Below are 20,483 nucleotides of genomic sequence, written 5' to 3'. Positions count from 1 at the left end.
ATATAGGCATTGTCCATTTCTATCCTATTTTACAGCATACTAACCAAGTATAAAGCACAAAACGCAAATTTGGAATTCTTATAACCCTAGAAAGTATTAACATTCTATTAGTGTTGGTTTCAACAAAGGGGAAATTATTACCTTGGTGTGGATTTGCGTTTGGATGGGATTGTTCTCGTCGATTTCGTACGGATTTGAGTCTAAATCCCACTTTTTGTGTCAACTCCACCGAATTTGCCTCTGAACCCCATATTTTTTTATTAACGTCAACATCACAAACTTTTGATCTCGTCAGCGAAGTTTATCTGAAACAGCTGGGAGTTAAATGGTGAATATTCCCTTCTTTGTTGTTAAATACTATTTAGAAAGCATTTGGAACTATGCGTATAGGGTTGGGTGGAGGTATGTTTCGAAAAAAGAAAGAAAGAAAACAGTTAGATACAGGTTATGAAACGGTTGAAAAAACGATAGAAGAAGTATTTGAAAAGGCGAAAAAATCGAGTGATTTTTCCACAATTGCACCAATTGAGAATAACGATAAGGTTGTCGTAAATTATTTTCAAACATTAGTTGATAGCAAAATTCTGCAGCAATCATTATTACCATTTTTAAAAGAGAAGGCTGTAGACATAGAGCATCTCTCTAATTTGAAAAATATCATCCCAATAGAGGACTTTACCATTTCAAGAAACCCTCAGCAAATCGAAGAAGCTCTTCATCAAGGGGCCGTTGCCATATCCTTCAAAAATCAAATGGATGAATTCGCCCTACTTAACATTGGTAATGCGAGATTAGGGCAACGGGAAACAAATGATACACAGAATGAATTTAGTGTAATTGGACCTAAGGTTGGGTTCATTGAGGACATTGGGACAAATCTTCATATGCTAAGAGAACATCTCGATTCACCTGATCTTATTTTTGAAGAAATGGTAGTTGGAACAAGGTCCAGGATTAAGGTTGTGATTGCATATTTAGAAGGAGTTACGAATCCAGCGTATGTAAACACTGCAAAACAAAGGGTACGTGCACTCGACGTTGATACGATATTTGACAATACTCAGTTGGAGCAAATGATATCCGATCATTCGACATCACCATTTCCTTTATTTATTTCTACAGAGAGAATAGATCGAACCGTTGGAGGACTTTTAGTAGGGCAGATTGTCCTGATTAGTGATAAGTCCTCCTACGCCTTAATTGGCCCTGTAAATCTAATGGATTTCTTTTCAAATCCAGAGGATTTTTATCTTCCAACGTTGATTGCATCTTTTTTTAAATTAATACGGATTTTTGGCATGATATTTTCTATCTTTGCGACCTCCTTTTATGTAGCCATTTTAACCTACCATTTTGAGGTTATACCGAAGGACTTACTTGGTCCTATTATTAATTCGAGAGCCAATGTTCCATTCCCTCCCGTTATTGAAGTTTTGTTCCTAGAAGTAACGATTGACCTTCTCAGGGAAGCTGGAGCACGACTCCCCACTAAAGTTGGACAAACACTTGGAATTGTTGGAGGCATTGTAATTGGTCAGGCTACTGTTGAAGCAGCATTAACCAGTAATATTTTATTAATTATAGTGGCTCTTTCCGCCTTAGCTTCCTTTACAACGCCTATTTATAAAATGTCTTCTGCCGTAAGAATGTTACGATATCCATTTATCATATGTGCTGCCATTTGGGGAGGTTTAGGTATCTATGTAGGGATTCTTTTTCTAATCGGTCATTTAACTCGACTAAAATCATTGGGGGTTCCATATATGATTCCACTTTATCCATATAGAAAAGGGTGGGCTCTTGGTTCCTTTGTAAGACCTGATTTTACAAATCTAAATTCACGTCCGCAGTACGTTAGGCCATTGAGCAAGGAACGTTATGCTCCTGCTAATGCCCAAGACCCCGATGATGGATTGAATTCAGAATAAATTTTTTAATAAGGAAGCAGAGATAAAATGGGTAAATGGAGAAAAAGTTTAACATTTGTCTTACTTTTTGTTTGTATATCTAGCCTAGTAGGCTGTTCAAGAACGAAAATTGTCGATAAATTGAGCATTGTCCATATTTTTGGGTTTGATATAGATGATAACGGAGAAGTGATTGGCACCGCTTTATTTCCTGAATACACCCATAGTAAGAGTAGCACTAAAATTCATTATTTACAGGAGAAATCGGACGCAGTTGCTCTGTTATCACCCAGGATGGGGACTCATACGAGTACCCCCGTTGAGTTAGCCAAAATAAGGGTTATAGTGATTGGTAATGAATTTGCCAAAACTGGCATTCGCGATGTGGTAGATCGACTTCTTGTGCAACCACAAATAGCTACCAATATACAAATTGCTGTTTCAACACACAGCGCTGAAGAAACCCTTAAGACCTTTAAAAAACAAGGTGACCTGACATTAGCTGATCAGATCAAACATAATATGACGGGACAACTGATCCCACGCATGAACCTTCATGTCTTCTTAAATCACTTTTACGGTGAAGGATTGGATCCGTATGTACCTATGCTAACGATAGATGAGGAAGATAAGCTTCAGGTAGATCAGGTTGGTATTTTCAAAGATGATAAGCTCAAGCTTCACTTAAATGTAAGAGAAACGTTTATTTTCTCCATTCTAGAGGATTTTCGAACTCAGGCAACTTATGAAGTAGACTACGATCATGAAGATCGGAAGGAAAACATCATTATTCAGGGGTTTAGAAGTAAAAAGTCGTGGGAGTGGATCAAAAATAAGGAGCAATTAAATCTCAAATTAGATCTCATCTGGAGTATCACAGATCGTCCTGAACGATTTGATTTGGAGAATCCAGATGATATTAAGGTTATCAAAGAATTAATTGAAAAAAATGTAAAGAATGACACAGATAAACTTTTGGATACTTTCAAAGAAAAAGGAGTCGATCCGATAGGTATTGGAAATATCATTCGATCTCAGGATAGAAACTGGGATGAAAAATCCTTTTATGAGCAATACCCTTCTTTACCCATAAATGTTGACGTGCATTTAGAGATTATACATTCCGGCCTTCAAGGCTAGCTAGACTAGGATGGTTAATAATGAACAGTAAAATGAGCGAAAATAAACTGGTATCACCCTATTTCCTATTCTTTCTAATCCACGCCTCTCAAACTGGAATCACTGTACTAAAGTATCAAGGAAATGTGATTAACGGTGCTGGCCATGATGCATGGATTTCGATACTTGTCCTAGGTTTAAGCCTCCATCTATTGTTTTTCATGATGCTATTTATCCTAAAACAATCTACCGCCGGGGATATTCTTTCATTTCATAAAGATGTTTTTGGAAAGTATGTAGGGGGAGCATTAAACATTGTTTTAGCGGTTTATTTTTCTTTAGCTGGATTAGGAGTTTTGTATTCCTATATTGATGCCCTCCAAATTTGGGTATTCAATGGAATTGCTAGCTGGGAGTATGCTATTCTTCTATGTTGCCTTGTTTACTATCTCGTCTCAGGGGGATTTCGCGTCATAACTGGAATTGCATTTTGGGGTGTGATTATACCTGGTTTCTTGACCTTATCCTTTTTTTATTTAATAGGCTTTGCCGAAGTATCATACCTTTTCCCACTCTTCTACCATAATGTAAAAGACTATTTGATATCTGCTTCTGAATCCGTTCCATTATTTCTAGGGTTTGAAACAGCACTGGTTTATTTTCCTTTTATTAAAAATGGGAAAAAGGCGACCAAATGGGGGCATATTGCTTTATTATACACCACCCTCCTATATGTTGGCGTAACCATTCTTACGTTTATGTTCTTTTCTCAAGGTAAATTGCAGCACCTAACATGGCCAACTTTAACTATGATTAAAATCATTCAACTTCCCTTTTTGGAGCGATTTGAATTTATTTTTATATTCACATGGCTCTTAGTTATTATACCTGTTATCTGTATTTACCTTTGGTCTGCTGTCAGGGCCATTAAACATACCATTCCAAAGATAAAACAGACTTATATCCTAATCGTTTTTCTAGTTGCTTATTTATTCACCAATAGCTTCCTGATTGATATGTATTACACACAGTTAATTTCAAAAATGATTAAATATAATGGAATGTTATTTCTATTCGGCTACATCCCTTTTCTATTCATCATTAGTCTTATTCGTCATCAAATAAAAAAGCAAAAGAATGCTTGAGAGACTCTACACGACCTGTTGCTCCACCTGTTTTTGGTTTTCTTGGTTTTATAGTACTTCAGCAGTAAAATTTCTGGTTATATCCACTCAATAAACACGATATAATGAAGTCGGAGCTATAGTTAAATGAAGGGGGAGTTTTCATGTTAAAAAAATTTGCAGCAGATGCATTAGGTTTATCTGACATTGGAAAAATTATTGGCCCTGAGGATTATGACAAGACGGACGCAAATGATTACATACGTCATGAGGATAATGAGAAGATTTACTTTTTAATCAAAACAAAGGCTGATGAGTATTGTTTCACAAACATTGCATTCATCCATGTTGACGGTGCGAATGCCGTTTCTTCTAAAAGGGTATTAAAGCGCTATCCCTATTCACAGCATAAAATTACAAATGTGTTCCTTGAAACAGCTGGTAGAGTAGACTTAGATATTGAGATCAAATTTAATCTAGGAAACCAGGCCTATAGTATTGATGTGGATAAAAGACAGCTTGATAAATTAAATGATTTATATAAAGCACTCGTGTATATATCTGAGATCATCCATGAAAATAATGTCATGTACGATATGGCGATCAATAGTCTGGATAAAGCCGTTTCAGTGCTGCATAATTCAAGAACTTCAGATGTCGGTCTGGCTGAGGAATATAAACAATTGACAGAATACAGCTTCTCCTGGATGTCCTCAGCACGTGCTCAATACCACAGAAAAGACTTTGGTGAAGTATTCGAAAAGTATATTAATAACTAATAAGTTGTATGTTTTGACGGCGTTCGAAAAGTTGATTTAAGTTGGCTTTAGAATGCCGTTTTGTCATGGGTGTGGGGGCTAGAGGGAGTTTGAAGGAAATTCTGGTTTGGATTTAGATTAGTTTTGTGGATCAGTTAGTGCATGAAAGGGATTTCGCACACGATTCGGTTTGGTTTTCCTCTTCATCTTGCCTGAAGGGGATTCCGCTCTAGACTTCGATTCCTTTTCCTCTTCAACCCACTTATGAAAGAGATTCCGCTCCAGTTTTCGATTCCTCTTCCTCTTCATCTCGCGTATGAAGGGGATTCCGCTCTAGTTTTCGATTCCTTTTCCTCTTCAACCCACTTATGAAAGAGATTCCGCTCTAGTTTTCGATTCCTCTTCCTTTTCATCCAACCTATCCCCCAGCAGGTTAAATCCAAAGCAAAAAATCAGTGCCTGATTCCCAGCGATAGTGCAAGATTTCCAATTCGCTGGGTGCCAGGCACCGATTCCGTTTTACCGTGCAAGGTGTGTATCCACCCCAATTTCAGACCTATTTAGTGTAACGGTTTGCGTAGCTAGAAGCCACAAATGCATTTGGTTTTATTTTAGGTTCCACGCCAATCGCTTCCATTCGTGTAACCATCTCCTTCACAAATTCTCGTGTTTTATTCCTCTTCCCTGCCCCAATATCGATATGCCCTTCCATTGTAAATGAAGCGCCATCGTACACATGTGGCAGTACAATATCGATTAGTTGATTTTTCTTTTCCTCAGTAAATAATGAAACAATTTCCTCCGATAAGGATAATTCATAGGAAATTCGCTCATGCAGATGATCCATTTTTCTTGGAACAACCACTTTTCGAATACATGCCCACACACCTTTTCCTTCATTAAGTATCACAACACCGGTTATAAAGGTGGTTTGCCTTGGATGCACTTGGGAATCTGTACCAATGATGAGCCTATATTTTCCACTAGGTTCAGATCGCATGAACTCTTTTATACGCTCAAAAACTCGCTCAAATGACATTCGTTTTTCCTTTAGATTTTTAAATAAGAAGTGATGGTTTGAATTGTTTTTCATAAATTCATATCACAACTTTCCAGTCTTTTGTCGACCTGCTTTTATACATTTTATGACCGGAAACAGGTTAATGTGTGTTAATTGATAATATGGTACAAAAATTGGATGTCCACGACGCAAAAATATGTCATTTTACCTAGTACTTTATTACCTATTTTTACCTGTAACCAAATTGTATAATATTACCATAAACCTAAATTGGAGCGTGTATGTTCAAAAAATGAAAAAACAATCCATCGACCCATTTGATACCCTTCTGTCAGAAGCCATTACGAATCCGATGAAGCGTTATTATTTTTATAAAGCTTTTATGGATTTAGAGATTGTTGTAATCGGCACAGTGTCTTCAGATAAAAAAACTTCAGAGCCTATACTCCAGTTGAAACATATCGAAGTAAATAATGAACTTGTCCTACCTGTTTACTCCAGTATCGAGAAGTTTAACCAGATTTATAGAGGAAAATATAAGTATATAAAAATCACAACACGTAATCTCTTACAGTTAGTTGAACCTGAGATACCCTGGGTGCTAAATCCTGGTTTTGATATCAGTAAAAAGATCATCCAAGAGGAACTAGAAACATTACGTGATGGAAGAATTCTTCATTACTTTTTTGAGGAGTTAGACCTTGAAGAAAAACAGGATTTCCTAATGAACCAGATGACAGAGACCCCACAGCAATTCCTTGAGGTTATTTCCAGCAAACTTAAAAACTTCCCAACTATCAAAAATGCTTATTTTACACATATCTATAATCCCTCTAGATCAAGCAATCCAATCCCTTTGATTGGACTTACCCTAGATCAAGAAGAGGAAAGTGCCGAGGAACTATTATTACAGGTATATAAAGTGGCTAATGAAAATTCTCAGCAACGAATTGAAATCCTTATCCTGGTTGAGGATCTACCACTAACAAATTCTATCATTAACGGAAACGAGCCCTTTTATATTCGAACAACCATAGATGATTTAAACTCCATGTTCCGATAAGGATTCACGAAAGGAGGTAAAGAAATGGCTCAAATTGACATTAAAGTGAATAGTGTCCGTTCCTCAAACAGTCGGCTAAAAGAAATCACTTCTGATTTGACTGATACACAGAGTCGTCTTTCTAGTCTACGCTATACAATTGACAGTCAAATCACAAGCAGGCAAGGGATTGGTGCAAATTTAAGTTCCATGTCATCCTCCATCCACGCTCTAGAAAAACGTCTCAGCCAACTACATAGTTTCGTGGATACTAGTGTAGCTCGTTATGAACAAGCGGATAAACAAGTAAACTCTAATTCACAAAAATTAACCGAGCCCCCAAAAAAATCATTCTGGGAATCGGTTGGGGATTTTTTTGGAGTCGTGGGCAACTCCGTAAAAGGATTTGCAACTGGTCTTTGGGACGTCGGTGTAGACACAGTTAAAGGAATTTGGAACATCATCACTCATCCTGTTGAAACCTTTAAAGGGCTCGTACATGTCATCCAACACCCGGTCGAAACCGCAAAAGGAATATGGGATGCAATCAAAACATCATGGAACGAAGATGTGATCAACGGTGATGCCGAAAGCCGAGGAAATTGGTTTGGGCGTGCTTTTGGAGAGATTGCCCTCGCAATTGTAGGTACAAAAGGTGTAGATAAAGCGGTAAAATTGACTAAAGGTGTAAAAGTTGTTGACGAGGTCGGTGGGGTTAGGGTTGTTGATGATGTGGAAAAGATTAATAGCGTAGAGAAATCCTCTAAGGTTACTGGTGAAATATTTACTAAAGGATATAAACCTCAACCTCACGAAAGAGATATTACCCGTACAGAGTGGAAGGAACTTCATCGACAGAATCGTATAGAAACAAATTACCCAAAACCAGTAATTAATGAAAAAAATTATGAAATAGTAAAATCAAACCCAAAATACTATTCCTCCGATGGCGAAATCAATTGGCCACCTAATCGTGGTGTATTAGGAAAGACTGAAACTCAAATATTAAAGCCTGGTACAATTATAGATAGATTTGGCTACGAGGGCGGGACTTTTGTCTCGCCGTATGGTGTCCCATATGAAATGCGCGCATTAGCGCCGGAGACATTTTTAAAACCATATAATGTATATGTTGTAACAAAACCAGTAAACGTTCAATCAGGAAAAATCGCTCCGTGGTTTGATGAACCAGGTCATGGGATTCAGTATGAGTTCGACCAGTCTGTAAAAAAATTAATTGAGCAAGGCATGCTCAGAAGGGTGATAAAATATGAATAAAGTTGAATTAAAGCAATTATTAATAAGTTCTGGGGTTCCTAAAGATTTATTTAGTTTGGATGGAGGATTACCAAATGAGTCATTATGTCTAAACAATGCAGATGGAATCTGGGAAGTATATTACAGTGAGCGTGGTATGAAATCACAATTGCAAAAATTCACTTCCGAAGAAGAAGCTTGTAATTATTTTTATAAAAACGTTTTGGAATTATTGAGTTAAGGTAATGCCTATGTCTTTAGAAAGAATGAGCAACTCGTATACCAAAAGCAGGTTGCATTTGATGACATTGTTGCAATAGTAGAAATTAACAAGCCAATCTTAAAGTGGGCGAACCAGCCTGTAATACAAGCAATGCAATTAATCATAGACGAGATTCTCCAATCTTTAACTAGTTTAATAATCACGATATTCGTCCGAACGAAGTGTTAAACAGTCAAAAGGAAATACGGGGAAGGTTTCCACATCAGATGAGCGTTCAAATGGCAATTTTCGAATAAGACTTTGATACCGAGGAAAAAGCATTAGAAATTTTTATCAAACGAGTAAGAGGACTGAACATTTTCATAATTAATCTATCTAAATAAACCAGCTAGATTATTGTTACTAGGTTGCCTCTACTTTGCTTGCAATTGTATTTATATTAGACTTAACCCAATGAGAGGTAGAAAGAATGGAAAAAATACATCGTGGAAATGGATTTGCAATTATCGAGAAAGATGGAGAATATAAAATTTCTTGGGCGCTGGGACCATATAATGAGCCAGTTTTTTATCCAATTTCTAAACGGAATATGGAAAAAGCGATTAAATCAGATCAAGACGCTCATGAAGTAATGATTTACGCAGAAACAGGACAATGGCCATCAGGTGTGGAGGAAGAAGCAGAAATAAACAAGGCTTTTGTACAAAAATCCCCAGAACTACTCTTAAAAGTTCCAGAAAACCAGGAATTATTTACGAAGTCTGAACTGGATGAACTGTTGCCTTTAGCTAAGAAAGCTTCAGGAATCAGATGATTAACTTTTCGATTTATACTAAAAGCAAACCTTGAAATTTTCCTTTGGGGTAAGCAATACAAGAAACGCTGAAGTTAATAATCAGCGTTTTTTTCCTCATTGTTATTAGTTTCTAAATCAAAGAGCAGTTGGGCAGCTGTTATAGTTAGTTGAACCTGATGCACCCTGGGTCCTAAATCCTTTCTTGGATATCAGTAAGAAGAGGGTGAAAAAATGACTAAAGAAGAAGCCTTGAAAATTATTAAGACTGAAAATCTCCAGAATTATAATTGGTTTTCCCAGCGAAATACTTCCCATGATGAAGTTGGAATTATTATGAAAGATAATATATGGATAGTATACTCTGCTGACGAACGTGCCTACATTAGAAATCAAGTCAAATTTCAAAGTGAAAGTGATGCTCTGACCGAATTTATTGAACGTTTAAGAGCTGATAAGATTCTAAAGAGCCTTTAATTAATATCTAAAGTTGCCTACCCCCTAATCTATTGGTTGAACAATTTTTAAATACCGGGAATTTCATCCATGACCCACTAATATTTTAAAATGAATTGGATAAGGCTGAAAAACTCGATAGTGAATTTGAAGAGTAGTTACTTTAAAAATGTGAAAAAATCCCTGACTTCCTAATTAGTCCTTCTTAGAGGAGATATGTTTATAGTGACGAAAGAACAGGCAATAAAAATAATCAAAGACGAGAACCTACAATTCTTTAACTGGTTTAACGATCATGATATTAGTCCGAACGAAGTGTTAATCAGTCAACAGGGTAATACCTGGAAGGTTTCCACAACAGACGAACGCGCCAATGCTATTTCTGAAAAAGATTTCGATTCCGAGGAAAAAGCACTAGAAAATTTTATCAAACGGGTAAGAGGATTGAACAAGTTTCATAATCTATCTAATAGAACAAACTAGTTTTTAAAATTGGGAGAATGACAACTGTTCAACCTAGTAATTTATCTTTTTACTACCACATTAGGAGACAATTAGATGAGCGTACATTGCATTTACAAAAACAAAGTTTATAAGGTTTCAATAAACGGGGATCGATTAAACTTAATTAGTTATGATGAAAACGACAAACTAACGAATGGATTCAAAGAATATGTAGACGTCATAGGCAGGAACCATACAGACATTTTTGAAAAAAACATTGCAATCACAAAAGTAGATTACGTTTACCGTCAAACAGTAAACGCAATCTATAAAGGCAAGGAATTCGAAACATACGGGATTGATTCCTCTACTTTAGAAAAAAAGTACATTCTACTATTTAGCATGGATTACGAAGATGTAAATGACTATGGCTTTATAAAACACGAGCAATTTGTCTACCAAAAGGAAGTTGGACTTGAAGATATCGATGCATTAGTTGAAATTAAAAAGCCCATCTTAAAGTGGGAGAACCAGCCTGAATCAAGAAAAATCATTCCCTACAACATGATAAGAGCGTATTTAAGTCAAATTTAAAAAAGTGCCTAAACTTTAATTGAGGATAGACGTTTTGTAATTGTTGATCCTCTTAGCATTTGACAAGGTGACCTCATTGGTCATATGGATTGGAATACATTACGGAGGCTGTAAAAATGAAAAATGGATTTCTAACGAAAGAACAGGTACTACAAAAAGGTGTAGGGTTTGAAGAGTAATTAGGGTATGGTGGACCTTATGAGTTAGGAATAGTTGAGTATTCTGAGGATGGTGAAGAAAGACTATTTACCGGATTAGCTTATGACTTATATGAAAATGGAAATATAGAAAGTTACTTTTTTGTAGATGATGGTGTAAAACAAGGGGCATATGTTTCATTTTATCCAAATGGGAATATAAAAAGAATAGGGAACATGGATAAAGGTGCCGCAGTAGGATACCAAGTTAAATATTTGGAGAATAGCATTAAAAAATATGAATCTGAATGTATTGCTGGACGTGAGATGACTTATAAAAAATATGATGAATATGGGAATATAAAAGAACAAAAAACAGAAGCAAGCGAGTCTGATTTATTATATGCTAAAAAATTCAAGTAGAATATTGATGTGTGGTCGTGGAGGAATCTTATGAATCATTGTATACCTATTATCAAAACATCCCAAGAATTATTTAGTGACTTACTAAAAATTTTAGTACCACTTAATAATGGTGAATTAAACTACCAAATATCTGAAATCAGGTATGTACTCCAACTAATGGAACACTGTATTGAAAACAAATATGAAGACTCGCAAATTACTTTAGATGAAATTAAAATCGTTCATCAAAAAATATATCCTCCACGAGGCGGCTTATCGGACTTTTTCATTTGGCACCCAGTTTATGAAGAAAGGGTAAGATTGAACGAGCCTTTTGAAAAAATCTCATATGGGTTGTGGAAGTTACTCCAGCAGAATGCATGATTACTTTTCGAAATTTTTAAAGGATTGATAAAATGAATAGAACTCAGTTAATCAAAATAGGTCAATACCTTGGCATCCAAGTAACCACCAATAACAGATTTCTAATGGAAGCAAAGCCGCCTTATGAAGATTATATTCAACTAGAGAATAACGTTGGATCATACGAGTATTCTGAAATTAACTTTGAAAGACGGCCTAGCCCCCAAAAAGAAAACATTGTTGCATTTAATCATGAAACAACAGCTACGAAATATTTTCTAATCAAACTATTAAAGAAATTCTACTTTAAGGATATTTTTCCTGCGGATAACCCTGTCCATACTTTCAACAACATCAATGAACTACTCTCTTTTTTTCAAAAACTTGGGGTACCAAATAGCTTTTATCATTTCCACAACATAAATCCTCAAACGATCCATTACGAGATTGATAGTAACAATAGAATGCGAATTAGTTATGTTAATCGTAACAATCAAAAAACCTTGACCACTATGCCACTAAGTATTGATAAAGGCATTTTTGTAATGTATCGCTTGACGTATTCTTTGTTTTTAATAAAGGAACTTGAACAAAAGTTCAGCGAGAAGGATCTTCTTGATGAAAAGTTTGATGATGAAGATATCGAGTTATTTTTAGAATAGCTGAACCTGCCTAATCAATTTGGCAATTTACTAAGGAAGGCATGAGATGTAAGAGATATTTTCGAACTTCGGTATCGAGATTCATGAAACTGATGGTAGTTTCTATCAGACATATGATATGGGGGAAATTACGGTTCAAATGACAACTATTGAAGTCTCAAAAGTTGATGCTAAAAAAGCGCAATCAAGCGCAGAAGATGCTTATGAAGTAATTAGTAAGCATCAAAATATTGCAAGAAAAACAAAGTCGTAATTTAGTAACATCGAGTACAGGTTGCACCTAAAGTCTTTGAGTGCAGTCACGTTGTCTTTATGAAGGACATTTTGGCATTGATTTCGATTCGTTTGGGCCTTCATCGGGCTTATGAAGGACGTTCCAGCTTCAACTTCGATCCGTTTAGTCCTTCATCGGGCTTATGAAGGACATTCCAGCTTCAACTTCGACTCGTTTAATCCTTCATCGGGCTTATGAAGGACGTTCCGGCTTCAAATTAAATCCGTTTAGTCCTTCATCGGACTTATGAAGGACATTCCAGCTTCAACTTCGATCCGTTTAGTCCTTCATCAAACACAGTACCTGAACATTATCACTGGAACCACAAGAAACCGTCCCTCTGGTCCCCAAACAACCCACTGGAACCACAAGAAACCGTCCCTCTGGTCCCATACATGACAACCGGAACCACGAGAACCGTCCCCGTGGCCCCGTGGCCCTAATCTCCTACTGTTCCCTCTCCCCTTCGATTTCGATGACTCCTTTGAGGTCGTCCTGGACGCTTTGTGGAGCGAGGGGGACTTTGGAGCGGTAGGCGGAGCGGACGATGACATGCGCCGCGACGGGAGCGGTAAGGAATACAAAGAAGATTCCTAGAAATAGGCGAATGCTGAATGTTCCTTCCATGATAAAAAATAGAAACGTCCCGACTAAGGTAAAAAGAACCCCCATCGTCGAGCTCTTTGAGGCTGCATGGGCACGTGAGTATAAATCTGGTAACCGAATCAGTCCAACTGCACTAAAAAAACTAAAGATTGTCCCAACTAAAATAGATATTGCCGCTATGACTTCTAATACTTCAATCGGATTGTTTACGTCGCTCAATGACAACACCTCTTTCAATAAATCTCGCAAAGGCAATTGTTCCAATGAATGAAAGGATCCCAATTAATAAAATCACTTCAAAAAATCCGGTATTCCTTAAAAACACTGAAAAAATGGCAACTCCTGAAATGATATTTATTCCTAACACATCAAGAGCCTGAATTCGGTCAGAGGCAGACGGCCCTTTTACTAAGCGGTATATCGTAACAAAAATAGCAAATGTCAAAAATGCCATTGAAATAATTAAAATTGTTTTAATCATTAGCGCGTCACCCTCTTTATTGCCTCTTCGAATTTTGCTGTTGAACGTATCACAGCATCACTTGATTCCGGGATATCCATTGCATGAATATAAAACTTTTTCTCATCGTGTGAAACTTCCACAACGACTGAACCTGGAGTTAAGGTTAATAACATTGCGAGCAAGGTTATTTCCAAGTCCCCTTCCAATTCTGTCTCTAGGGTAAAAATGCCCGGAGTAATATTTATCTTTGGCCGCATAACCTGCTTTATCACTAACACACTTGAAGTGAATAACTCATGAATAAAGACGAGAAATAACTTAACAATGGCAAGTAAAGTCACCAAATAAAATTGATGAGGAAAATATCTCCTTAAGATAAAAAGTACGATTAAACCAAACAAATAACCACTAAAAAAGGTGAGAATGGTCCAACTATCCTGGAGAAACATCCAAATAAAACCGATAAGCAAATTGATTAGTACTTGCATGGGCATAGATACCACCCCTTCCTATAAAGAAATACCGCATGATTTTAAAAAACACATCTGCTGCTTCCATGCTCTATTCCACAAAAGCTCCACCCAATACCGCGTCAATATAGATGTTTGGATTCATAATGACTTCTACCGCAAGATCAACATACTCACTAATCCCTTCCGCCCCTACGCCAAGCGCAATCGTTAAAGCTGTAAGAATGCCCATTGGTAGTAGCATACCTTTTAACGATTTAGTTTCACTTTCTTCAGGTACGTCTGTATATCCCCAAAATCCGACCATAAAGATTTTCATAATGGAGTATAGAACCATTAAACTACTGAGCAATCCAATTCCACCTAGCCAAAAATAACCGGACGCAAACGTTCCCTCTGTGATAAAGATTTTTCCTAAAAAACCACTAAGGGGTGGTATACCTGAAAGGGATAATGCTGCGATAAAAAATATCCAGCCGAATTTCGGTTGTAGCCGCATGATTCCACTAAATTCTTTTAAATTACTAGTCCCAGTGAAATAAATAATGGTTCCGCCTAATAAAAAGATTAGTGCCTTCACAATCATATCGTGGATTAGATAATAGATAGAACCTGTAATTCCTTCTGCTGTAAGCGAAGCGACCCCAGCTAAAATAAAGCCAACACCCACGACTACATTGTAGGTAATAATCCTTTTTACATCCCAATAGGCGACTGCCCCAAATGCCCCGAGTAGCATCGTAATGGCCGCTAAAATTCCAATTAATAAATGGGTCACCTCTGGCTCATGGTAGAACACAAGCGTAAACACCCTCATGATCGAATAAATTCCTACCTTTGTTAATAGTGCTGCAAAGATAGCTGCAATCGCCGTTGGTGGTGCACTGTATGAACCTGGTAGCCAAAAGAATAAAAACAGACCTGCTTTTAGACTAAATACGATTAAAAATAAAATCGCTACCGTGGTCATGACGCCATCCTGACCAACCTCAGCAATGCGAACAGATAAATGAGCCATATTCAATGTCCCTGTCATCGCATATAAATAGGCAACTGCCACAAGAAATAAAAATGACGATATCAAGTTCACTAAAATATACTTGATGGATTCGCGTAGCTGGATCTTCGTGCCACCTAAGGAAATCAAGACATATGAAGAAACAAGCATGACTTCAAAACAAACAAATAAGTTAAAAATATCCCCCGTCAAAAAGGATCCATTTACACCAGTAATCAAAAACAAAAAGAGTGGATAAAAATAAAATAACTCCCTTTTCTCCCCGATTGTTTTAAACGCATAGATTAGACAACAGAACGCCACAATACTCGTGACCATGACAAGGATTACAGCTAACATGTCGGCAACCATACTTACCCCAAACGGGGCTTCCCAACCGCCTAATTGGAGAACCTGAATTCCGTCTATTTTAATCCGATGCATCAGCACCAGAGAAATGATGAAAATACTGATTACTGCAACAAGACTAAGCACCCTGTGCAGCCTTATATTTTTTCGAAATATAACCATGATCATCCCAACAATAATTGGAATGATGATTGGAAAAATAACTAAATTACCCATCGTTTTTACCTCTCAATTGCTCGGTATCGTCCGTGCCTAAGACCCTGTACGCACGGTAACTTAGCACTAAAAATAATGCTGTTGTTGCAAAGTTGATAACTATTGCTGTTAAAAGAAGTGCCTGTGGCAATGAATCAACATAGGATAATCCCTTTATTCCCAGCAAAGGAGGTCCACCTTTTTCTAGCCCTCCCATTGTAATAATGAGTAAGTTCACACTATGACCGAGTATAGAGGTTCCTAAAATGATTCGTAATAGAGTTTTCGTTAAGATAAGATAAATCCCGATTGCAAATAAAATTCCTACTAGAATTGACATTAAAGTTTCCATTACCTGTCATCACCTATACTCATAATAATTGTGAGCGATGTTCCTATAACTGCCAAGGCGACACCTACATCAAATAAAACAGCTGAAGCGATTTCCGTCTTTCCGAAAACAGGAAGTTCAAAATATCCAAAGGTTTGTGTTAAAAATGGAGCATCAAACAGGATGCTGCCAACTCCTGTACCAACTGCGATTAAGACGCCAATCGCTGCAACCACTTTAAAATCGAGAGGCAGATTCTTTCGAACGGTTTCAATATCATAGGTGAGGAACAGAAGAACCAGTCCGGCCGAAAATGTTAAACCTCCAATGAATCCACCGCCGGGATGGTGGTGGCCCGAAATAAACAAGTTGATGGCAAATGTAAAAATGATAATTACCGCAACCTTCGTTACACTGCGTATAATGACATCATTCGGCTCTTTCATCTGATCCCTCCTTCGCTAAACGTAGTTTAATTAATGAATAAACACCAAGACCTGCAATACTTAAAACAAGAATCTCTAACATCGTATCAATCCCACGGAAATCAACAAGGATGGCATTGACAATATTCTTTGCGCCTGCAAGCTCGTATGCATTTTCATAGTAGCTTGAAATAGAATCAAAAAGTCGATTTCCGTTCACAGATAAAGCCACGATTGTCACAACCGCTCCTGCTCCAATAGAAATAATGGCATTTGTTAACTTAAATGGAATTCGACTAATTTCCTTACGTAATTGCGGTAAGTGATAAAAACATAATAGAAACAGTGCTGTTGTCACGGTTTCCACAACTAGTTGAGTCAACGCCAGATCAGGTGCACGGAATAATACAAAGAATAACGATACAAAAAATCCAAGCGCTCCTACCGCAACAATTGACGTAATTCTTGATTTTGAGAATAACACTGTACCTGCTGAAACAACCGCAACAATCATGACGGCTATTTCGAAAAACGTAGCCGGTGCGTCATTTGAAGAATCAAAGGATACTCCATCCAATAACCAAATAGATCCTCCGACAACTAAAATCAAAAAGCCAATGATATAAACCAGATAGTCCCGAATATAACCTGTCATGTAGAAATTTGTGATTGATCCAGAAATCTGCTCCATTTTATCTAAAGCAAGATTGTAAAGATTATTAATCGTTAGGGACTGTGGATAAGAGTTATAAACTTTGTACCACTTTCTAAGATTGAGATAGAGAATCGTCCCCAATACTACAACCCCGATTGTCATCCATAACTCTGGGCTTAAAAAACCATGCCATGCTTTTATCTTAAGCTCCACTACTTCTGCCTCTGAAAGCACAGGTAATACAGAAGTTAATGCTGGCTTTAATAAATAGTTTGAAAGTAGATTTGGGAAAAAGAAGCCAATAATCACAAGCGAACCTAAAATAATCGGTGAAATCAGCATGCCTAGTGGTGCTTCATGGACAAGACGATCATTGTCGAGTTTATATTTCCCTCTAAAGGTTTTAAATACAAGGATCATACAATAGATGAACGTAAAGACACTTGCAACCCACGCGATAATCGGAATAAGTACCCCAATTGTCCCCATATGGAAAAAATCCATTTTTGCTGCATTATTAACCGCTGCAAAAAACATTTCCTTACTTAAAAAACCATTAAATGGAGGCAATCCTGCCATTGAAAAGCCACCTATTACGGTGAGTGTAAACGAAATAGGCATTAGATGGATGAGCCCACCAAGTCTTCGAATATCACGAGTCCCCGTTTCATGGTCAATAATTCCCACAACCATAAAGAGACTACCCTTAAAGGTTGAGTGATTTACTAAATGAAAAATGGCTGCAAAAACGGCCGTACCATAAATCACAGTCTCGTCTCCTAATCCGAAATACATGGCAGCAGATCCTAGACCTAAAAGGCTCATAATTAAACCTAATTGACTGATGGTCGAATAGGCTAATAGTGCTTTTAAATCCGTCTGTCTCACCGCATTGACAGACCCATAAAGCAACGTGATTAATCCGACACCTGTGACCAACCAAAACCAAACAGTAGAGCCACCAAAAATAGGTGTTAGTCGTGCGACTAAATAGATCCCCGCCTTTACCATTGTGGCTGAATGTAAGTATGCGCTGATAGGTGTTGGAGCTTCCATCGCATCTGGTAGCCAAATACTAAACGGAAACTGAGCTGATTTTGTAAATGCACCGAGAAGGATTAATACCATGGCCGGTACGAATAAATTACTTGTTGTAATGGCATCAACATTTAGTAGCATTTCGCGAATACTGTATGTTCCAGAGCTACTCGCAATCATAACAAGACCAGCAAGCATGGCTAAACCGCCAAAAATCGTGATCAACATTGATTTTTGTGCACCATAGCGCGACTTTTCACGTTCATACCAGTATGCAATTAATAAGAAAGAAGACACACTTGTCATTTCCCAAAAAACATATAACACAAAAACATTATCGGAAAATACTAAACCGAGCATTGCCCCCATAAACATCAATAAATATACATAAAAGTTATGGAGTTCTTCACGTTCCTTCGATAAATAAAAAATGGAATATAAAATGACCAATGCCCCTATACCGGTTATTAACAAACCAAAAATCAAACCTAAACCATCGATATAGGTTGTAAAATTGATATCATAGGATGGCATCCAAGGAATGCTTGAGATGATGGTATTCCCGTTTGCAATAGTGGGAATAAATGTTATAAGATAAGAAAATATCAGAAGTGGCACGAAGAGAACGAACCAGCCTGTATGAATCCTTGGGGTAAATGTTTTATATAATATAGGAACAAACACGGCAAAAATAAATGGTAACATGATTAAAAACTGGAACCAATGCAATGGAATCCCCTCCCTTAATACGGATATTTTTTACAAATCACGTTAATGGATTGACTCATTTTGTAGCATGCGATATAGTCATACATAGTTTATAAATATATAGACATTTTTTTATTTTTTTTAGGTGGTGTGTTAAATGTAAGCCCAGCTAAATTAAGGGGCTGTTCTCTTTAAGGGTTCCTTATTTTCTAGGTATTTATGAAACGGAAATTGGCTAGGCCAATGATTTCACATCAACTCTGAGGTGAGTACAAATGAAATTGATAAAAGAAAGAATGGACGAGAGTATTCTTGTCTGTGTATATTATGGACCAAATGGTGAACGTCTCATCCAACGTGGTTGCAAGATTGCAAATATGCTAGATTGTCCACTCTATATCCTAACCGTAGATCCAAAGCCTTTTGATGACCTCGATCCTGAAAAAGTAAGCTACATTGAAAGATGGAAAGAACTAGCTGACCAACATAGTGCGGATGCGTTTATTATTAAAGACAATGAAAAAAGACCCATTTCAAAAGTGATTGCAGATGTTGCTAGAGAGAAAAATGTTACTCAAATCATACTTGGCCAAACTGCGCAAAGTCGCTGGGAGCAAATCGCAAAAGGGTCTATTATTAACTCGCTATTAAAAGAAATTCCTTTTGTTGACCTCCATATCATTTCAGTTGCACGTTATCTAAAAAATACGGAAGGTCAATTTGAAAAAGGAGTTCGTGCATATTTAGTCAAAGAAGATGAGCAGTATCGTCTTATTTTTAAACATACAAAAGATGTGATCTATGAAGGAATCTTCTTCAAAGAATTTGGCACTGACTTTAATAATGGAATTTTTAAGTTTATGAAGGATCAGAAGACTTTACAGGTCCAAGTGAACGATGATATCGTAACTGACTTTACAAATGTTGATATGAATACAAATATAGATGACGATAACTTTTTATAAAACCTTCACCTCTTTGGTGGAGGTTTTTTTAGGCCCATACGATGTGGGTCACAAAGATGAAGACATCAGGTCGTGGCGTTCTTAGTCTTTAATCCGCTGAATAGAGCTATAGGTTTACATCCACTTTTACAAAATTCTTCTCTTCCTTATTGATTCCGATATACTTGAATGTCTCTGATGGGGAATGATGATTATAAATATCCATTAAGATAGATATCGCAATGCCTTTTAGGTAGGCATGATAACCAAATGTTTTCCGAAGTGTATGTGTCCCAATCTTTCCTGGTATTCCAACCTCTCTAGCGGCATGGTTTATGATCCGATAGGCCTGTTGCCTAGAAATTGGTTGGTTATCCTTTTTTGATTTAAATAAAAAATCACTGCCCCTAAACTCAATCGTGCGTAAATACTCACTCAGTTCATTCTTTATCCTATTATTTAAATAGTAGGCTTTTACTTCCTCACTATCCTTCACATACAGAAAATCCTTCATTCCTGAATCATCCCATACGTCCTCGATACGTAATGAGAGTAAATCACTTATCTTAATTCCTGTATTTATTCCGAATACAAAAAGCAAAAGGTCTCTTTGCGACTGCTTTTTTAATACAGCTTTGATTTCATCAATTTTGTTTACGTCCTTAATTGGATCGACAAACTCCATCCGTTTATCCTCCCGCTA

23 protein-coding genes and 1 pseudogene are annotated in these 20,483 nt (G+C 37.1%); 15 read left to right on the top strand and 9 right to left on the bottom strand.

Translation table 11 applies throughout. The features are described 5' to 3' along the window. Positions 1–404 precede the first annotated feature (404 nt). The 4 genes from DZB84_RS13410 to DZB84_RS13395 all read left to right on the top strand — a co-directional run bounded on the left by DZB84_RS13410 (position 405) and on the right by DZB84_RS13395 (position 4,929). Positions 405–1,928: a spore germination protein gene (locus DZB84_RS13410; protein WP_116352770.1), complete on the top strand. Its 1,524-nt coding sequence runs from the start codon at positions 405–407 to the stop codon at positions 1,926–1,928. Between the two features lie 27 nt (positions 1,929–1,955). Then, positions 1,956–3,047 carry a Ger(x)C family spore germination protein gene (locus tag DZB84_RS13405; RefSeq protein WP_116352769.1) on the top strand — a complete coding sequence of 364 codons (1,092 nt, stop codon included), beginning with the start codon at positions 1,956–1,958 and terminating at the stop codon, positions 3,045–3,047. A gap of 20 nt (positions 3,048–3,067) precedes the next feature. Then, on the top strand, positions 3,068–4,171 hold the full coding sequence (locus DZB84_RS13400; protein ID WP_116352768.1) for a GerAB/ArcD/ProY family transporter: 1,104 nt from the start codon (positions 3,068–3,070) through the stop codon (positions 4,169–4,171). A 143-nt stretch (positions 4,172–4,314) separates the two neighbouring features. Then, positions 4,315–4,929, top strand: coding sequence for a PH domain-containing protein (locus DZB84_RS13395; protein WP_116352767.1), 615 nt, complete (start codon positions 4,315–4,317; stop codon positions 4,927–4,929). A 535-nt stretch (positions 4,930–5,464) separates the two neighbouring features. On the opposite strand, the gene DZB84_RS13390 is transcribed toward DZB84_RS13395, so the two are convergent. After that, positions 5,465–6,001 carry a ribonuclease H-like YkuK family protein gene (locus tag DZB84_RS13390; RefSeq protein ID WP_116352766.1) on the bottom strand — a complete coding sequence of 179 codons (537 nt, stop codon included), beginning with the start codon at positions 5,999–6,001 and terminating at the stop codon, positions 5,465–5,467. A gap of 220 nt (positions 6,002–6,221) precedes the next feature. On the opposite strand from DZB84_RS13390, the gene DZB84_RS13385 reads away from it, so the two are divergent. From DZB84_RS13385 to DZB84_RS13340, 10 genes and pseudogenes are all read left to right on the top strand, one after another. Further along, complete coding sequence (locus tag DZB84_RS13385; RefSeq protein ID WP_189655241.1) at positions 6,222–6,992, top strand: SseB family protein; 771 nt, start codon at positions 6,222–6,224, stop codon at positions 6,990–6,992. A 24-nt stretch (positions 6,993–7,016) separates the two neighbouring features. Beyond that, positions 7,017–8,249: a glycohydrolase toxin TNT-related protein gene (locus DZB84_RS13380; protein ID WP_116352764.1), complete on the top strand. Its 1,233-nt coding sequence runs from the start codon at positions 7,017–7,019 to the stop codon at positions 8,247–8,249. Continuing rightward, positions 8,242–8,469 (top strand): hypothetical protein, encoded by a 228-nt coding sequence (locus tag DZB84_RS13375; protein WP_116352763.1) that lies wholly within the window; start codon positions 8,242–8,244, stop codon positions 8,467–8,469. The genes DZB84_RS13380 and DZB84_RS13375 overlap by 8 nt, the downstream gene beginning before the upstream one ends. Positions 8,470–8,920: 451 nt before the next feature. After that, positions 8,921–9,265 carry a hypothetical protein gene (locus DZB84_RS13370; RefSeq protein ID WP_116352762.1) on the top strand — a complete coding sequence of 115 codons (345 nt, stop codon included), beginning with the start codon at positions 8,921–8,923 and terminating at the stop codon, positions 9,263–9,265. Positions 9,266–9,478: 213 nt separating this feature from the next. Beyond that, positions 9,479–9,721: an Imm59 family immunity protein gene (locus DZB84_RS13365; RefSeq protein ID WP_116352761.1), complete on the top strand. Its 243-nt coding sequence runs from the start codon at positions 9,479–9,481 to the stop codon at positions 9,719–9,721. Between the two features lie 204 nt (positions 9,722–9,925). Continuing rightward, positions 9,926–10,183, top strand: coding sequence for a hypothetical protein (locus DZB84_RS13360; RefSeq protein WP_116352760.1), 258 nt, complete (start codon positions 9,926–9,928; stop codon positions 10,181–10,183). Positions 10,184–10,258: 75 nt separating this feature from the next. Further along, complete coding sequence (locus DZB84_RS13355) at positions 10,259–10,738, top strand: hypothetical protein (protein ID WP_116352759.1); 480 nt, start codon at positions 10,259–10,261, stop codon at positions 10,736–10,738. Between the two features lie 116 nt (positions 10,739–10,854). Beyond that, positions 10,855–11,298: pseudogene (locus DZB84_RS13350) on the top strand (toxin-antitoxin system YwqK family antitoxin). Positions 11,299–11,328: 30 nt separating this feature from the next. Further along, positions 11,329–11,664 carry a hypothetical protein gene (locus tag DZB84_RS13345; RefSeq protein WP_116352758.1) on the top strand — a complete coding sequence of 112 codons (336 nt, stop codon included), beginning with the start codon at positions 11,329–11,331 and terminating at the stop codon, positions 11,662–11,664. Between the two features lie 32 nt (positions 11,665–11,696). Next, complete coding sequence (locus DZB84_RS13340) at positions 11,697–12,305, top strand: hypothetical protein (protein WP_116352757.1); 609 nt, start codon at positions 11,697–11,699, stop codon at positions 12,303–12,305. Positions 12,306–13,026: 721 nt separating this feature from the next. On the opposite strand, the gene mnhG is transcribed toward DZB84_RS13340, so the two are convergent. From mnhG to DZB84_RS13305, 7 genes are all read right to left on the bottom strand, one after another. Then, on the bottom strand, positions 13,027–13,404 hold the full coding sequence (gene mnhG, locus DZB84_RS13335) for a monovalent cation/H(+) antiporter subunit G (protein WP_116352756.1): 378 nt from the start codon (positions 13,402–13,404) through the stop codon (positions 13,027–13,029). Continuing rightward, positions 13,379–13,666: a Na(+)/H(+) antiporter subunit F1 gene (locus DZB84_RS13330; RefSeq protein ID WP_116352755.1), complete on the bottom strand. Its 288-nt coding sequence runs from the start codon at positions 13,664–13,666 to the stop codon at positions 13,379–13,381. Before DZB84_RS13330 ends, mnhG begins: the two co-directional genes overlap by 26 nt. Continuing rightward, positions 13,666–14,142 carry a Na+/H+ antiporter subunit E gene (locus DZB84_RS13325; protein ID WP_116352754.1) on the bottom strand — a complete coding sequence of 159 codons (477 nt, stop codon included), beginning with the start codon at positions 14,140–14,142 and terminating at the stop codon, positions 13,666–13,668. Before DZB84_RS13325 ends, DZB84_RS13330 begins: the two co-directional genes overlap by 1 nt. 67 nt (positions 14,143–14,209) lie before the next feature. After that, positions 14,210–15,700, bottom strand: a complete 1,491-nt coding sequence (locus tag DZB84_RS13320; RefSeq protein WP_116352753.1) for a Na+/H+ antiporter subunit D — start codon at positions 15,698–15,700, stop codon at positions 14,210–14,212. After that, a complete protein-coding gene (locus DZB84_RS13315; protein ID WP_116352752.1) occupies positions 15,693–16,031 on the bottom strand; it encodes a Na(+)/H(+) antiporter subunit C in 339 nt (112 codons plus the stop codon). The genes DZB84_RS13320 and DZB84_RS13315 overlap by 8 nt, the downstream gene beginning before the upstream one ends. After that, positions 16,031–16,456 (bottom strand): Na(+)/H(+) antiporter subunit B, encoded by a 426-nt coding sequence (locus DZB84_RS13310; protein WP_116352751.1) that lies wholly within the window; start codon positions 16,454–16,456, stop codon positions 16,031–16,033. The genes DZB84_RS13315 and DZB84_RS13310 overlap by 1 nt, the downstream gene beginning before the upstream one ends. After that, positions 16,440–18,857, bottom strand: coding sequence for a Na+/H+ antiporter subunit A (locus DZB84_RS13305; RefSeq protein ID WP_116352750.1), 2,418 nt, complete (start codon positions 18,855–18,857; stop codon positions 16,440–16,442). The genes DZB84_RS13310 and DZB84_RS13305 overlap by 17 nt, the downstream gene beginning before the upstream one ends. Positions 18,858–19,111: 254 nt before the next feature. Here DZB84_RS13305 and DZB84_RS13300 point away from each other — a divergent pair, with 254 nt between their 5' ends. Next, the gene (locus DZB84_RS13300; protein ID WP_116352749.1) at positions 19,112–19,801 is read left to right on the top strand and encodes a universal stress protein; all 690 of its coding nucleotides are present in this window, start codon (positions 19,112–19,114) and stop codon (positions 19,799–19,801) included. Positions 19,802–19,907: 106 nt separating this feature from the next. On the opposite strand, the gene DZB84_RS13295 is transcribed toward DZB84_RS13300, so the two are convergent. Then, a complete protein-coding gene (locus DZB84_RS13295) occupies positions 19,908–20,465 on the bottom strand; it encodes a tyrosine-type recombinase/integrase (RefSeq protein WP_116352748.1) in 558 nt (185 codons plus the stop codon). Positions 20,466–20,483 lie beyond the last annotated feature (18 nt).

This window comes from Bacillus sp. HNG (genome assembly GCF_003400205.1).
GTDB lineage: Bacteria > Bacillota > Bacilli > Bacillales > Bacillaceae_L > Ferdinandcohnia.
This window is presented reverse-complemented; position numbering and strand designations above follow the sequence as displayed.

What these genes read in the sequence shown, in the direction of transcription:
- DZB84_RS13410 (WP_116352770.1), top strand. Translation starts at nt 405, where the DNA reads ATGTTTCGAAAAAAGAAAGAAAGAAAACAGTTAGATACAGGTTATGAA.
- DZB84_RS13405 (WP_116352769.1), top strand. Translation starts at nt 1,956, where the DNA reads ATGGGTAAATGGAGAAAAAGTTTAACATTTGTCTTACTTTTTGTTTGT.
- DZB84_RS13400 (WP_116352768.1), top strand. Translation starts at nt 3,068, where the DNA reads ATGAACAGTAAAATGAGCGAAAATAAACTGGTATCACCCTATTTCCTA.
- DZB84_RS13395 (WP_116352767.1), top strand. Translation starts at nt 4,315, where the DNA reads ATGTTAAAAAAATTTGCAGCAGATGCATTAGGTTTATCTGACATTGGA.
- DZB84_RS13390 (WP_116352766.1), bottom strand. Translation starts at nt 6,001, where the DNA reads ATGAAAAACAATTCAAACCATCACTTCTTATTTAAAAATCTAAAGGAA.
- DZB84_RS13385 (WP_189655241.1), top strand. Translation starts at nt 6,222, where the DNA reads ATGAAAAAACAATCCATCGACCCATTTGATACCCTTCTGTCAGAAGCC.
- DZB84_RS13380 (WP_116352764.1), top strand. Translation starts at nt 7,017, where the DNA reads ATGGCTCAAATTGACATTAAAGTGAATAGTGTCCGTTCCTCAAACAGT.
- DZB84_RS13375 (WP_116352763.1), top strand. Translation starts at nt 8,242, where the DNA reads ATGAATAAAGTTGAATTAAAGCAATTATTAATAAGTTCTGGGGTTCCT.
- DZB84_RS13370 (WP_116352762.1), top strand. Translation starts at nt 8,921, where the DNA reads ATGGAAAAAATACATCGTGGAAATGGATTTGCAATTATCGAGAAAGAT.
- DZB84_RS13365 (WP_116352761.1), top strand. Translation starts at nt 9,479, where the DNA reads ATGACTAAAGAAGAAGCCTTGAAAATTATTAAGACTGAAAATCTCCAG.
- DZB84_RS13355 (WP_116352759.1), top strand. Translation starts at nt 10,259, where the DNA reads ATGAGCGTACATTGCATTTACAAAAACAAAGTTTATAAGGTTTCAATA.
- DZB84_RS13345 (WP_116352758.1), top strand. Translation starts at nt 11,329, where the DNA reads ATGAATCATTGTATACCTATTATCAAAACATCCCAAGAATTATTTAGT.
- DZB84_RS13340 (WP_116352757.1), top strand. Translation starts at nt 11,697, where the DNA reads ATGAATAGAACTCAGTTAATCAAAATAGGTCAATACCTTGGCATCCAA.
- DZB84_RS13330 (WP_116352755.1), bottom strand. Translation starts at nt 13,666, where the DNA reads ATGATTAAAACAATTTTAATTATTTCAATGGCATTTTTGACATTTGCT.
- DZB84_RS13325 (WP_116352754.1), bottom strand. Translation starts at nt 14,142, where the DNA reads ATGCCCATGCAAGTACTAATCAATTTGCTTATCGGTTTTATTTGGATG.
- DZB84_RS13320 (WP_116352753.1), bottom strand. Translation starts at nt 15,700, where the DNA reads ATGGGTAATTTAGTTATTTTTCCAATCATCATTCCAATTATTGTTGGG.
- DZB84_RS13315 (WP_116352752.1), bottom strand. Translation starts at nt 16,031, where the DNA reads ATGGAAACTTTAATGTCAATTCTAGTAGGAATTTTATTTGCAATCGGG.
- DZB84_RS13310 (WP_116352751.1), bottom strand. Translation starts at nt 16,456, where the DNA reads ATGAAAGAGCCGAATGATGTCATTATACGCAGTGTAACGAAGGTTGCG.
- DZB84_RS13300 (WP_116352749.1), top strand. Translation starts at nt 19,112, where the DNA reads ATGAAATTGATAAAAGAAAGAATGGACGAGAGTATTCTTGTCTGTGTA.
- DZB84_RS13295 (WP_116352748.1), bottom strand. Translation starts at nt 20,465, where the DNA reads ATGGAGTTTGTCGATCCAATTAAGGACGTAAACAAAATTGATGAAATC.